Genomic DNA, 13,045 nt, shown 5'->3' on the forward strand with positions numbered 1-13,045 from the left:
GTGGGGGTTAAAAGGTGTATGAAAATCCAGTCAATAACATGCGTGGGGAACCGGGGAATGCCCTGAGGTGATCATAACCTCCCACGAAATAGTAGGTGTCCAATAAATTATTGGCATTGAGGCTGATCTTAAACTTATCTACCTGATAGAATAAAGAGAGATCAACCAAAGAGTATGAAGGCCAATAATCCCATATCCGCTCTCCGGTCTGTACATCTTGCACCCGGTTTTCCATTCTTCGCTCTCCTACATGGGTAAATCCAAGCCCCCATCCAAAACCCTCGAGACTACCTGAATTAAACCTATGCTTTAGCCATGCGCCAGCGGAATGCTTGGGAGCATTGGGGGCATTCATGCCAATCTCACTTTCTATGTCCGAATGCAAGACTTCCGTCACATTGAAGGCATAGTTAGCACTGAGACTGAGGTTAGGAAGTATGTTTCCAGCCCATTCTGTTTCTATACCTGTGGAACTGATTCCTCCAATTTGTCTCATTACAGGGTTACCGCCCGAGGTTACCTGTCCTGTTTGGGCCAGAATGTTTTCCCTTCGTATGTGATACAATGACAGAGTTGAAAATAATTGGCGTTTGAAAAATTCTGCCTTTACGCCTGTTTCCATTTGAAAGGATGATTCAGGGCGAAAGGGCTTCTCTGCACCAAAGTTTTCGGGATTTCTTATATATTGAGGAGGCAATGGCCTAAATCCCTGATTGTACCCTACAAAAAAATTGACATTAGGTTTGAACCTATAGGTAAGTCCAATTCTAGGTAATGTAGCACTCTGAAGTATTTGTTCATCTTCTTGGTCAAATCTCCTCTGTTCGCTGAACCGTTCATGGCGTAACCCCAGCATCATCTGAAGCTTTGAGCCAAATTGAACCTTATCCTGTAGGTACAATCCTGTAGTGTGATAGCCTGTATTGAGGTAGTCAATGAAGAATGGGGCAATAGGTAAACGCAGATAATTTGAAGGGTCCCTCAATTCATAGCTTGGGTTATCCAAATCGAATGTCAGAGGAATTGCCTCTCCATTTACTGATTTAGTCCTTGCTTCCCACTGATGGCCTTTTTTATCCGTAGCAAATTGGGCATAATCCATCCCCGCCAACCACTGGTGTTTGGTAAGTCCTATTTCATTTTCGTAGTTCAGGTACAGAGTAAGGTTATCTGTAGTTTCATGGATTTTTTTCTCCATGTACCTGATATTCATGACGGTATTGGCAGGTGCGTCTTGATAAGTTCCCAACGTACGGTGTTCTGCAAGATCTTCGTGGTACACAAATTTCATATAGCCGGCATTAAGGGAAAGCCGATCACTGAATTTATGATTTAAGGAAGCATTGAGTGAAATGTCATTTACTCGAAAGTAATCACTTGGCTGACTGATGCTGAATGACCTTGGTAATCCAAATAGGTCTCCTCCTCTAATACCCATGCCCCGATCCAGGTACCCATCAAAGCTACTATATACAATTTCCGAATTAAAGGTAGTCTTGTCAGTAGGCATAAATGTCACGGTAGGTGCCACCATCAAGGATTTCCGGTGATTTACATCACGGAAGGTTTTACTGTCTTCATAACCTATATTTAACCTGTAAAGCAAGGTGCCTTCTTCATTGAGTGGTCCCGTGGCATCGAAGGTGGTGCGTAAGGTATTGAATCTACCAGCAGAGAATTTCAAAGCTGTTCGGTTTTCTTCCAGCGGTTTTTTGGTCACCAAGTTGATGGTTCCCCCTGGACTTACATCCCCGAATAAAGTCGCTCCCGGCCCTTTCAGTACTTCTATGCTTTCTAGATTGACGGTAAGTGGTACCCTGAAAAAGCTCGTGCCGTAACCATAGCCGGACCTAAGCCCATTAACCAGACGGAACCCAGACTCCCAACCATTACGGAACCCTCTAATGGTAAAATCATCGTAAGCTGAATACTGGTTGACACCTGCCAGATTTCCGGCCAATTCTGTGATTTGAAAGGCCTGCCGGTCTTCAATAAGCTCTTTGGTTACGGAACTTATGGTCTGTGGTATATCCATGACACGGGAAGCCGTCTTTGCTCCCATAAAACTGTAGGAGTTGATATAGGTGGTCTCCTTCCTACCCAAGATCAATATTTCCTGTAATGCATGATCCTTGGCATCCAAAATCACATCTAGTCTAAATTTGCCATCGCTGCCCACCTCGTTCCAGGAAATAGTTTTGGAAGTGTATCCCAAGCCCCTGAAATTGATATGGAAATCCTTACTGGAAGTGACCTGAATTTCATATTCTCCATTTTGATCCGTAACTGTACCTATCTGAAATTCCTTCACCCAAACCATAATTCCCGGAAGGGGTTCACCTTCGAGATTCAGGACTGTTCCATGTATTGTATTGGTTTCATTAGCCAATAAGGGGTTGATAACTCCAAGAAAATTGGACCATAACAAAAGATATAAAAGCGTGTTTTTCATTTTCAGTTAACTTTTATACTTTCATTTTTGATGATGCCGTACGAACTGTTGGATGGTTTTTAAGCTTTTTTTCAAAATGCACTGTTTCCAAATTTCCATTTTGTTCCCATGTCTTAAGGAATCCGTTCTGTTCCCAAAAAGAAATTGCACCTGGTAAAAACCTGTGGGTATGCAGATACAATAGCTGAATTTCAAGTGCTCTGGCTTTGATTTCTAAGGTTCTGTACAAGACCGTGGCTAGTCCATTTCTACGCCATTCAGGTTTTACAAAAAGTTTGACTATTTCAACTATGGTTTCATTGGCATATTTTAGATTGGCAAAATGGTGATCGTACAGTTTCATGCCTATCATGCCGATGATCTTGGCTTCGCTGTCTTTTGCAAGCAGAAATGCACCTTTTTTGGAAAGGATGAAATCACGGATAAAGTCCTTTTCTACTTGTTCCTCAGTCAATGGAGGGAGCATAGGAAAAAGTTGCTGCCTATTTTCCTTGATCATCCGGACGACGATGGGAAGGTCTCTATTCTTTATTTCTTGAATGGTATATTTCATAGCTTTATAAAATCCTTGAACTGGTTACTTATCATTTTTAGGTAGGTAGTAAGACTTCCCGGAATTAGGTATTTCATTGAATGGAATATTGTAGATGTATTCCAAAAAGGCTGCCTGATTACTGGATTCCGTTTGCTCAAAATCCAGGATTTTACGGTCTTTCATAAAGTAGGCTTTATCAGCATAAGAAAGTGCCAGGTTTGGATCATGCATGATGGCGATTACTGTCATGCCTTTGTCACACATTCTTCTTAGAGACTGCATGACATAGGTTTGATAATATACATCCAAGTGGTTGGTGGGTTCATCCAATAAGATGATAGGAGGTTGTTGTACCATGACTCTTGCAATCATGACCAATTGCTGCTCACCTCCACTGAGGTCTGAATAGGGTCTGTCGGCTAAGTGGCCAATTCCAAGCTCTTCCAATGCTTCCAGCACAAGTTTCTTGTCTGCCGCCGACGGGGAGAATCCTGAAAAGGCAGCCCGTCCCGTCAATACCACCTCTTTTACTTTGAATGGGAAAATGGGTTTGTGAGATTGTGGCATAAAACCCATGATTTTGGAGCATTGAGCAAATGATAGTTTCTTCCTCTCTTTGTCTAAAATCTTGATGGATCCGGTTTTATACTGTTCCAAACCGGTAATCAGTCCAAAAATGGTGGATTTCCCACAGCCATTCCTTCCTAGAAGTACAGTGAACTGACCTTTCTGTATATCAACATCAACCTGATCCAGGATTTTGGTAGAACCATAGCTGAAGTCCACTTTTTTAACCGATATAGCTACTGAAGTCTTCATACCCAATTGATCTTATTTTTTTTCATCAGAAATAAGAAAAATGGAGCGCCGAGCAGCATGGTAAAAATCCCAATGGGAATCTCAAACTCCATCAATGATCTTGAGAAATTATCGATCAGAAGTAGAAAAGAACCTCCGAAGAATATATTGGCAGGTATGCTTCTTACATTGTCCGGGCCAACAAGCATTCTTGTAAGGTGTGGGACAAATAGGCCGTATAAGCTGATTATTCCTGCGGCTGCCACCGACGCTGAGGTGATTAACGTGGCGAGTGATACCAGAATAATTTTGTCTTTTTGAGGGTTTACCCCCACAGCTTTGGCCTCGACATCTCCCAATGCCAAAAGGTTCAATCTCCAGCGCATGATGAAAATGCCTGTAATTCCTATGGCTATTGGGGTTATGGCATGACCGATTTTGCCCCATGATGCATGATGCAGGTTACCCATAGTCCATTGGACAATGGCTTGGAGTTGATAAGGGTCTGACATGTATTGGACAATAGTGAGGCATGCAGTGAAAATCCCTGAGACAATCATTCCGGAAAGAATGACACCGATAATGGAGCTGTTTTTCCCGGAAAATGAAAAAATATAGGTTAACAGGACAGAGGCCAAGCCAAATATAAAGGCCGAAATATTAATTTGTACCAAAGGAAATGCGATGGCAAGCGCCGCTCCAAAGGCAGAACCCGAAGAAATGCCCAGCACATAGGGGTCGACAAGTGGATTTCTGAATACGCTTTGCAAAGCAGAACCGGATACCGCAAGAGCACTTCCTATCAAAAAGGTCAAAAGCACTCTTGGAAGTCGAATTCGCTCCAGAATGTTTTTGCCCAAAGCTACTTCAGAACTCACTTCTCCGACTTCCATCATACCAAGCCTCAGCCTAATCCACTCTCCGAACATTTCCCAGGTTACCACAGTGCTACCCGGCCCAACGCTGAGTGAATAGCATATCAAAGGAATCGGAATTCCATATATAAGGAAGTTTGCCGCTGTATTCTTCATAAGAAAAGTTGCTTAGCTTTTTCTTCATAAAGTCCTGTCATGATCTCTTTGCGGAATTCGTCTAAATCCAGTTCAGGATTGTCACCATAGGCAACTTCGTGAAGTTCCAAGGCCATGTACATGATCTTTAGTGTGTGAGGGTCATAAAAAAAAGCCGGTTCGAATACGTGAATGTTTTTTTCTGCGATGGCCCGCATACTGCTCAATTCGCGTGCATTCAATAAATCCTCCTGCTTGCTGTTCCAGAGCAGCATGATATCAGGATCCCATGCAATTAGGCTTTCGGGATTGATGTTAGGCGTATCAATGTCAAATGGACAGGCATTCTCCACCCCCGCCAGATCAAAGCATTCGTGCATACGGCTGCTCCTTCCTGATGTGGAATAAATCCTGCCACCCGACCAAGCATAGTAAACCTTCTTTTTTTTATTGATATGGGATGTTTTTTCGCGGATTTCAAGAAGCTTGGTTTCGGTAAAGCCCAGCAATTCTCTGGCTCGGCTCTCTGTCCCCGTCAATATTCCTATTCCTAAAAGCTCTTCATACAACTGTTCGTTATTGCTTGGAGAGACTGCGAACACCGCTATTCCAAATGACTCAAGAATTTCTATTGCTCCCGATTGTCCGGAGGCCATTATGACAAGATCAGGCTTTAATGCTACTACTGATTCCAGATTGGTGGAGTTTTCCCAATTACCGGGAGCTGCTATTTCCCGCCTAGCTATCCTAGGATCCAATAACCCAAAATACTTGAAGGTTTCTGGGTTGGTGTAAATATTATGCTGAATGCCTACCAAACTCTTTTCAGCACCAAGCATGTATAAGCCATCCAAGGCTCCTTGGTATAAGACCACTGTCCGTTTAGCGGGACTGGAAAGAGAAACAGATTTACCCCTTGCATCTGTAGCTGATAAAAGGGTGGTGTTAGAAGATTCTTCTTCAGGGGACTCGGAGTTGCAAGAAAATAAACCTAACAAACACATGAATAAAACTGCTATACCAATCAATAATATGAATCCGTTCATTTTTCTTGAGGGTCTTTTCAAACATTGGTGTTTTGACATACCTTGGTTGTGATTTGAGTTTATTGCCAAAGGTATTCAGGAGGTATTAGAAGGGGGTAAAGGTGGGATTAGAGTGGAATTAAAATTCGATTAGAAAAAATTACCATAGGCTTTGATCATCTGGGAGGGGTGTAGGATTCTCTCTTCAATACGCATATCAAAATCTCCTCCTTGGAGAATGCCAAAAAGATGGCCGTCATAAGCTGCCATGACTTCTCCTTGGTCGTTAAAGAAAATGGGGATATGCTGATTTCCAATTTCAAAACAAATCCTTCCAGTTTCTATAATGTCTTTGGGACTAAGGACTAATGTGTCGCAGGATTTAATTTGAACGACCACCCTGATTCCATTTTCATCAAAAATCACGTCCCCATCCTGATAATGTACTAAGCTGCTCTTTTGAATTTGGACCCATAAATTTCTGTTGGTCTGCCTTTTGAGAGCGGATACATTTACTTCATACCATTCTAAGGACAAATAGTGAAGCTCAGAATAGTGGGCTTTTAGTGCTTCCTTAGGTATGGGGTCTTGAGTGCTCACCAAATTTAAAGGTTTTAAAGTATCCATGGTCAGTATATAAGAAAAGGTGCCTCCCGGGGAGGGCAGACACCTTTTGGATGTTAGTTAGAAATTGATCGCCTTAAGGAATGTGATTAAACAGCAGAGACGGCTGTCTTGCTTTTTTTCTCCTGCACTTTGTTGACCAGCCAGTCACACCATTCATCTAAGCCTTGACCCTTAAGACTGCTAAGCGTCAACACTTCCAGGTCAGGGTTTACTTCTCTTGCATCTTTGGTGACTGCATCTACCGAAAATGGAACATAAGGAAGCAGGTCAGCTTTGGATACTACCATTAGTTCACTGGTCAAAAACATGCGGGGGTATTTCTTGGGTTTATCGTCTCCTTCGGTCGCTGCTATGACCGTGACACGATAATCTTCGCCCAAATCGAAGGCGGCAGGACAAACCAAATTGCCCACATTTTCTATAAAGAGTAGGTCTACGCCAGATAGATCGATGTGGTCAATTGCCTGCAATATCATCTGGGCCTCAATATGGCACATCCCACCTGTGACTATCTGAAGGGCGTTGATGCCTACTTCCTTCATCCTGACAGCATCTCTGTCGGTTTCTGGATCGCCTACGAGAACGGCCATGTTGAGCTTGTCTCTTAGCCTTTTGCCTGTTTCCTGCATCAAGGTAGTCTTGCCACTTCCAGGAGAGGAACAGACGTTGACAACCAATACACCCTCAAGCTTTTCCCTGACACTTTTGGCCACAAAGTCATTGGCTTTGAGAAGGCTGAGGTTGATATGTTCTGACTGCACTGATCCTACTGGCATGCGGTTGCTTTTTGGATTGTTTTTGGTGCTCATAATTAATGTGATTTATCTTGTTTGAAATCTATTTTGCTGATTTGTAATTCCTCACCCTGTACGATTTTGGAAGATGGCTTCCCACAAGTACAGACAAACCGGTGATACTTTACTTCGAAGTTATTCTGGCAATCTGTACAATAAGCCAGAATAGGCAACAGCTTGACTTCTACTTCCACATCTGAAAGATGGGTTTCCTCTGTTTTCAAAGCTTCGAAGGCGTTTTGTATCAGGATGGGTTGTATGTTACTCAGAAGTCCGGCCTCGATTTCCACTTTGACAATCCTTTCATACCTTTTTGGATATGCTTCTTCCAAAGCTTTAAAGATGTTTCGGACTACAGATACTTCATGCATGGCGATTAAATTTTAGGCTGAAAGCACCGATTTTTTTTTCTTACTCTTGGTTTTGCCGGCATGTCGGGCTCTTGTTTCGGTGTTTTTGGATTGTTTACCTGACTGTAATTCTATTGGAGTTTTTTCAAGTTTTGGCTGTTGTATTTCAGCCGGGGAGTTTAAGTCTTTCTGAATCTTCTCTTCTTCTTTTTTATGAAGTGTGTATTCCCAGCACAATCTACCCATAGCTGTCATCCACTCGTAGAGCAACTCTCCATCATTTCCCAAAGCCCGCAGCATTACTGAGTTAGGTCCACAACTGGTAAAACCAAAAGTGATTTCCTGATATTGACCTGCAAGAATCTCGTCCAGTTCTTCCTTTAGCTGATCACCAAAAGGAGAGGTGTATATCAAGGTCGCCTGATGTGTAAACCCTTCATAGTGTAGAAGGGACTGAATTGGAATGTCGGATGGTTGCAAAAGCTGATTGTCATAGAGCACTAAGCTACCATCTACTTTTAGTTTAGTGACAGAATGAAGGCTTTTGAACTGAAAGGATTCACCTTTGGTTACCCGACCAGAGGCGATGATATCACCCCAGATAAGGCATGCGCTTTTGGGAATTTCTAATTCATTTACTGTTTTGAATATAGACCCTTCATAAGGCGTCACAGGATGAGGGATGAAGTGGAGCATACTATGTTCTTCCATTCTGACTTTGGTCAGTTGCAATGCGCCTTTTTCCTTCATTGGATGGATTTTGTTGAAGGATTGGGTATAGAGCCTTAGGTGGGCATTCGCTTTGACTTTAATGTCTATTTCCAATTCATCCCCTTCCATCATGCCAGGTGAAGCCGACATCATGATCATTTCCAGATGTTGGTGAAGTTTTTTATCACCATAATGCACCATCTTATAGGGGGCATTATGGTAACTTTCACCAAGATGGGTTCTGCCGTTTTCTTCGAAAGCCTCCAGGGCCATTCTGCTTTTAAGCATGGTCTTCTGAGGTTTCCAACAAGGCGTGGGTTTTAATCCATCCGATCACCTTGTCCAGGTTTTCTAAAGTCATAAGGTTGGTAAAAATAAATGGACGGTCACCTCTCATACGTTTGGCATCCCTTTCCATTACGCCGAGATCAGCTCCGACATAAGGGGCAAGATCAATTTTATTGATCATCAAAAGATCCGAGCGGGTAATTCCAGGTCCTCCTTTTCTTGGGATTTTTTCACCCTCTGCCACATCAATTACAAAAATGGTCACATCGGCTAAATCTGGACTGAATGTGGCCGAAAGGTTGTCCCCTCCGCTTTCCACAAAGACAATTTCTGTATCTGGGTGTCTGGCAACCAGTTCCTCAACAGCTTCCAGGTTCATAGAAGCATCTTCGCGGATAGCAGTGTGAGGACATCCGCCCGTTTCCACACCTGCAATTCTGTCTGCTGGGAGGCTTGAATTTTTTTGCAAAAACTGCGCATCTTCTTGTGTATAGATGTCATTGGTGACCACACATATAGAATAGTCGTCTTTCATCTTGCGTGTAAGTCTTTCGATCAAGGCGGTTTTACCTGATCCTACCGGACCGGCTACTCCAATTCTGACATGTTTTCTTTCCATAATAATTGAATGATTTAGTTTCTTAGGATATGTAAAGTCTTGAATATTGTTTTTCGTGTTGCATGCATCTGATCTCCTGACCTATAGCGCATAAGCCCACTAGGTCAGGATCTAATTCTTCTTGCTTTTCAACCAGCTCTGAAATCAATCCCTGTAAGTTGAAAAGGATTTTTTGGCTATCATTTTGACTGATAGGAACCAATTTTGCACAGTTGGTGACAATTCCGTTGAGTGTATTGTAATAGAATGCGGAAAGCGTGTCTTTGAGTGTTAAACCATTGGCATAGGCATACATGGCAAAGGCGACTGGATAATGCCCATGTAATATTCCGGTTTGAATTTTTTTCAGGTAGTTTTTGCACTTGACATCAGTCTTAAGATCAAGAGTTAATTTTAAAAAACGGATAGCCAACCTTCGGCTTGCCTCCCTGATTTCTTTGGGTGCTTTTATTGCAGTAATAAATTCATCCTGTTTTTGAAATTTGGAAGTATGTTGTTTTTCATAAAGCATTCCCCAAGTCTGAGCCAAAAAAGCTGCATCATTATAATAAACGTTATCACGGATCATGTTTTCAGCATAAATCGTGGAAGTAGCTACATCATGGACCAAGCCCTGACTTACATAAGATTCCAGCCCATAAGAGTGGGTAAACCCTCCAATAGGAAACATAGAGTCATTGATTTGCAGTAATGTTAATAGGGGATTCATCTTGTATCTTGTGTTTAAGTTTGATCCTGGCAGTAGTTTTGAATTCATGTTTATTGACCCGCAGCGCATGTGTCTTCAATAATTTCCTTGTTTCCTTTCTGGGTTCATATCCGAATCTATCCAATAAGGTAAAAAGAGGATTTTCATACTCAACAAGGACCTCTCCCTCATCACTTATGAAAATCGGAAGGTGTTTATTGCCAATTTCGAAGCAGATCACCCCCATATCCTTGTGACTTTTAGGTTTGAAGACTATGCATGCTGTGGGCTTTATCCGTACCCTGATACTGAAGCTTTCATCCAGATAAAGGATATCGCCATCCTCAAGTGGGGTACTATCTTTGCGTACTCCGATTTCCCTACCATTCCGGGTTGTTTTGCGGAAAATGGTTTTGGATGTTTCAAACCAATCCAGTTCCAAGGTGTCCTCCTCCACAGACTCCGGAATTTTACTGTTCGTAAATTTTCCCTTACCAAATATCCTGATCATAATTAAAGTAGATCTGGAGGGATCACCCCCAGATCAGATTATGTTGTTTAGAAAAGGAAATAGCGTTGGGTCATGGGTATTTCCTTCAGCGGATCACAGGTAAGCAACTCACCATTAGCCCTAACCTCGTAAGTTTCAGGATTTACTTCCAGCTTTGGCGTTGCATGGTTGTGGATCATGTCCTTTTTGAAGACATTTCTACAGTTGAACACTGGCAAGGACTTTTTGCCAAGTCCAAGTCTTTCCACTTTTCCATTGTCCAATGAAGCCTGTGACACGAAGTTGAAGGAACATTTTTGTATGGAGCGACCGTGATAGCCAAACATAGGTCTGAACATGACCGGCTGAGGGTAAGCAATGGAGCCATTTGGATCACCCATTTTTGCGCCTACTACCATGCCTCCCTTGACCACGGTATCCACTTTCACACCGAACATAGCAGGATCCCAAATCACCAAATCCGCATACTTTCCTTTTTCCACGGATCCTACATAAGATGAAATGCCATGTGAAAGGGCAGGGTTGATGGTGTACTTGGCTATATATCTTTTGACTCTAAAATTGTCATTTCCGTTGGCAGCATCCACTTCCAGAGGCCCTCTCTGTAGTTTCATTTTATGGGCTGTCTGCCAGGTTCTTGAAATGGTTTCTCCTACTCGGCCCATTGCCTGACTGTCGGAAGACATCATACTGAAGACCCCCATGTCATGTAAAATATCTTCTGCGGCAATGGTCTGAGGACGGATTCTGGAGTCCGCAAATGCCACATCTTCCGGGATCTTTTTGTCCAAATGATGAACAGACATCAACATATCCAAATGCTCATCCACTGTATTGACCGTGTAGGGTTTGGTTGGATTTGTTGAAGAAGGAAGGACATTTGGATACATGGCTATTTTGATGATGTCCGGAGCGTGACCACCACCTGCACCTTCGGTATGGAAAGTGTGGATTACTCTGCCATTGATGGCTTTGACTGAATCTTCAAGGAATCCGGCTTCATTTAAGGTGTCGGAGTGAATGGCCACCTGCACATCGTAGCGATCTGCTACACTAAGAGCCGTATCAATGGTTGAAGGAGTAGTCCCCCAATCTTCGTGAAGTTTCAGTCCCAAAGCTCCAGCTTCAATCTGCTCAGCAGCCGGTTGAAAAGAGGATACATTCCCTTTGCCCAAGAAGCCCACATTCATTGGGAATGCTTCGCAGGCCTCTAGCATGTTGTGTATCCAGTATCTGCCTGGTGTGACAGTGGTGGCTAAGGTGCCATCTACCGGACCTGTTCCTCCGCCCAGCATGGTAGTTATACCACTGTAAAGTGCCACGTCAAACTGTTGTGGGGCGATAAAGTGGATATGTGCATCTATTCCACCTGCAGTGACTATTTTTCCTGCGCAGCCATGCACATCAGTGGAGGCTCCGATTACCATCCCCGGTGTTATTCCTTCTTGGGTGTCGGGGTTACCTGCTTTGCCTATACCTACTATCCTACCATTTTTGATACCGATATCCGCTTTTACAATACCCCAATGATCTACAATGGTACAGCTGGTGAGGCATAGATCCAGTACATCAGATTCAGTGGCCGTAGTACTCTGCCCCATTCCATCCCTGATGGTTTTTCCTCCTCCAAATTTGTTCTCGTCACCGTATACCGCATAATCTTTCTCTATTTCGATAAAAAGATCCGTGTCTGCCAGTCTGATTTTATCGCCCACGGTTGGGCCAAATATTGATGCATATTTGTCCCTGGGGATATATAATTCCCCATCTATGTATTTGACTGCAGAAGGGTCATTTTTTGCCAGTGCGTCGAGGCCCAGCATGGACAGGCCAGCTGTACTTAGCCCGACTACTTTTATCCATTCTCTTCTATCCCAATTTGACATAATTTCTTTTTTGTTTATGGTTTTTGTTGCTTAGGTGTACTTTTAAAGCCTTCCTTTTGGGCTTTATCCAATGCTTTTGTCCTGGTGTTTTCGTTGGAAGCATTGCCTTCCAGAAGATTGTTGAATCCAGTGATTTTTTTATCGCCTCCAAATTCTACTAGGATGACTGTTTTCTTTTCACCCGGTTCAAATCTTACCGCAGTACTGGCGGGGATATTCAAACGCATACCTATGGATGCTTCTCTGTCAAATTCCAGTGCTTTATTGGTTTCAAAAAAATGGTAGTGAGAGCCTACTTGAATAGGCCGATCTCCTGTATTGGATACCTCTACCCTTACAGTGTTCCTGCCTACATTGGCCTTGATTTCTTCTTTTCTAAGAATGTATTCTCCTGGTATCATAGTTGTCTTATTTAAAGGTGGATCATCGAATAGGGTGGTCAACAGTGATTAGTTTGACACCATCCGGAAAGGTGGCTTCTATCTGTAGTTCATGAACCATGTCCGATACGCCTTCCATGACCTGGTTTTTTTTGAGGAGCTTGGTGCCAAACTGCATCAGGTCGGCAACTGATTTTTTACCATCACGGGCTTCCTCCATCAGTCTCCCACTGATATAGGCGATTGACTCAGGATAATTGAGCTTCAAACCTCGCTTGAGTCTTTTTGCGGCCAACTCCCCAGCAAGGTGGAGGAGGAGCTTTTCTGTTTCTACTGGATTCAAATGCATGGAATTGTTCTTTTTATTATTG

Annotated in this window: 15 protein-coding genes; all 15 read right to left on the reverse strand. The window is 42.9% G+C overall.

Features of this window, described 5'->3' with window-relative positions; translation table 11 throughout:
- Positions 1-7: 7 nt before the first annotated feature.
- Positions 8-2,452 carry a TonB-dependent receptor gene (locus A33Q_RS21070; RefSeq protein ID WP_009035448.1) on the reverse strand — a complete coding sequence of 815 codons (2,445 nt, stop codon included), beginning with the start codon at positions 2,450-2,452 and terminating at the stop codon, positions 8-10.
- Between the two features lie 13 nt (positions 2,453-2,465).
- Positions 2,466-3,005, reverse strand: coding sequence for a GNAT family N-acetyltransferase (locus A33Q_RS21075; RefSeq protein ID WP_009035449.1), 540 nt, complete (start codon positions 3,003-3,005; stop codon positions 2,466-2,468).
- 24 nt (positions 3,006-3,029) lie between these two features.
- Entirely contained in the window at positions 3,030-3,806 is a 777-nt protein-coding gene (locus A33Q_RS21080; protein ID WP_009035450.1) for an ABC transporter ATP-binding protein, read from the reverse strand.
- Complete coding sequence (locus A33Q_RS21085; RefSeq protein ID WP_009035451.1) at positions 3,803-4,816, reverse strand: FecCD family ABC transporter permease; 1,014 nt, start codon at positions 4,814-4,816, stop codon at positions 3,803-3,805. The genes A33Q_RS21080 and A33Q_RS21085 overlap by 4 nt, the downstream gene beginning before the upstream one ends.
- Positions 4,813-5,841 carry an ABC transporter substrate-binding protein gene (locus A33Q_RS21090; RefSeq protein ID WP_160169363.1) on the reverse strand — a complete coding sequence of 343 codons (1,029 nt, stop codon included), beginning with the start codon at positions 5,839-5,841 and terminating at the stop codon, positions 4,813-4,815. Before A33Q_RS21090 ends, A33Q_RS21085 begins: the two co-directional genes overlap by 4 nt.
- A 129-nt stretch (positions 5,842-5,970) precedes the next feature.
- Entirely contained in the window at positions 5,971-6,420 is a 450-nt protein-coding gene (locus A33Q_RS21100) for an urease accessory protein UreE (RefSeq protein ID WP_152527446.1), read from the reverse strand.
- Positions 6,421-6,533: 113 nt separating this feature from the next.
- Entirely contained in the window at positions 6,534-7,256 is a 723-nt protein-coding gene (hypB, locus tag A33Q_RS21105; RefSeq protein WP_009035455.1) for a hydrogenase nickel incorporation protein HypB, read from the reverse strand.
- A 2-nt stretch (positions 7,257-7,258) separates the two neighbouring features.
- The gene (locus A33Q_RS21110) at positions 7,259-7,612 is read right to left on the reverse strand and encodes a hydrogenase maturation nickel metallochaperone HypA/HybF (protein ID WP_009035456.1); all 354 of its coding nucleotides are present in this window, start codon (positions 7,610-7,612) and stop codon (positions 7,259-7,261) included.
- 12 nt (positions 7,613-7,624) lie between these two features.
- A complete protein-coding gene (locus tag A33Q_RS21115) occupies positions 7,625-8,590 on the reverse strand; it encodes an urease accessory protein UreD (RefSeq protein ID WP_009035457.1) in 966 nt (321 codons plus the stop codon).
- Positions 8,583-9,209 (reverse strand): urease accessory protein UreG, encoded by a 627-nt coding sequence (gene ureG / locus A33Q_RS21120; protein WP_009035458.1) that lies wholly within the window; start codon positions 9,207-9,209, stop codon positions 8,583-8,585. Before ureG ends, A33Q_RS21115 begins: the two co-directional genes overlap by 8 nt.
- 22 nt (positions 9,210-9,231) lie before the next feature.
- Positions 9,232-9,918, reverse strand: a complete 687-nt coding sequence (locus A33Q_RS21125) for an urease accessory protein UreF (protein ID WP_040490799.1) — start codon at positions 9,916-9,918, stop codon at positions 9,232-9,234.
- Positions 9,884-10,408 (reverse strand): urease accessory protein UreE, encoded by a 525-nt coding sequence (locus A33Q_RS21130; protein WP_009035460.1) that lies wholly within the window; start codon positions 10,406-10,408, stop codon positions 9,884-9,886. Before A33Q_RS21130 ends, A33Q_RS21125 begins: the two co-directional genes overlap by 35 nt.
- Positions 10,409-10,455: 47 nt before the next feature.
- Positions 10,456-12,294: an urease subunit alpha gene (gene ureC / locus A33Q_RS21135; RefSeq protein ID WP_009035461.1), complete on the reverse strand. Its 1,839-nt coding sequence runs from the start codon at positions 12,292-12,294 to the stop codon at positions 10,456-10,458.
- A 14-nt stretch (positions 12,295-12,308) separates the two neighbouring features.
- Complete coding sequence (ureB, locus tag A33Q_RS21140) at positions 12,309-12,695, reverse strand: urease subunit beta (RefSeq protein ID WP_009035462.1); 387 nt, start codon at positions 12,693-12,695, stop codon at positions 12,309-12,311.
- Between the two features lie 22 nt (positions 12,696-12,717).
- Positions 12,718-13,023 carry an urease subunit gamma gene (ureA, locus tag A33Q_RS21145; protein WP_009035463.1) on the reverse strand — a complete coding sequence of 102 codons (306 nt, stop codon included), beginning with the start codon at positions 13,021-13,023 and terminating at the stop codon, positions 12,718-12,720.
- Positions 13,024-13,045 lie beyond the last annotated feature (22 nt).

The organism is Indibacter alkaliphilus LW1 (assembly GCF_000295935.2).
Lineage (GTDB): Bacteria > Bacteroidota > Bacteroidia > Cytophagales > Cyclobacteriaceae > Indibacter > Indibacter alkaliphilus.

What these genes read in the sequence shown, in the direction of transcription:
- A33Q_RS21070 (WP_009035448.1), bottom strand. Translation starts at nt 2,452, where the DNA reads ATGAAAAACACGCTTTTATATCTTTTGTTATGGTCCAATTTTCTTGGA.
- A33Q_RS21075 (WP_009035449.1), bottom strand. Translation starts at nt 3,005, where the DNA reads ATGAAATATACCATTCAAGAAATAAAGAATAGAGACCTTCCCATCGTC.
- A33Q_RS21080 (WP_009035450.1), bottom strand. Translation starts at nt 3,806, where the DNA reads ATGAAGACTTCAGTAGCTATATCGGTTAAAAAAGTGGACTTCAGCTAT.
- A33Q_RS21085 (WP_009035451.1), bottom strand. Translation starts at nt 4,816, where the DNA reads ATGAAGAATACAGCGGCAAACTTCCTTATATATGGAATTCCGATTCCT.
- A33Q_RS21090 (WP_160169363.1), bottom strand. Translation starts at nt 5,841, where the DNA reads ATGAACGGATTCATATTATTGATTGGTATAGCAGTTTTATTCATGTGT.
- hypB (WP_009035455.1), bottom strand. Translation starts at nt 7,256, where the DNA reads ATGAGCACCAAAAACAATCCAAAAAGCAACCGCATGCCAGTAGGATCA.
- A33Q_RS21110 (WP_009035456.1), bottom strand. Translation starts at nt 7,612, where the DNA reads ATGCATGAAGTATCTGTAGTCCGAAACATCTTTAAAGCTTTGGAAGAA.
- A33Q_RS21115 (WP_009035457.1), bottom strand. Translation starts at nt 8,590, where the DNA reads ATGCTTAAAAGCAGAATGGCCCTGGAGGCTTTCGAAGAAAACGGCAGA.
- ureG (WP_009035458.1), bottom strand. Translation starts at nt 9,209, where the DNA reads ATGGAAAGAAAACATGTCAGAATTGGAGTAGCCGGTCCGGTAGGATCA.
- A33Q_RS21125 (WP_040490799.1), bottom strand. Translation starts at nt 9,918, where the DNA reads ATGAATCCCCTATTAACATTACTGCAAATCAATGACTCTATGTTTCCT.
- A33Q_RS21130 (WP_009035460.1), bottom strand. Translation starts at nt 10,408, where the DNA reads ATGATCAGGATATTTGGTAAGGGAAAATTTACGAACAGTAAAATTCCG.
- ureC (WP_009035461.1), bottom strand. Translation starts at nt 12,294, where the DNA reads ATGTCAAATTGGGATAGAAGAGAATGGATAAAAGTAGTCGGGCTAAGT.
- ureB (WP_009035462.1), bottom strand. Translation starts at nt 12,695, where the DNA reads ATGATACCAGGAGAATACATTCTTAGAAAAGAAGAAATCAAGGCCAAT.
- ureA (WP_009035463.1), bottom strand. Translation starts at nt 13,023, where the DNA reads ATGCATTTGAATCCAGTAGAAACAGAAAAGCTCCTCCTCCACCTTGCT.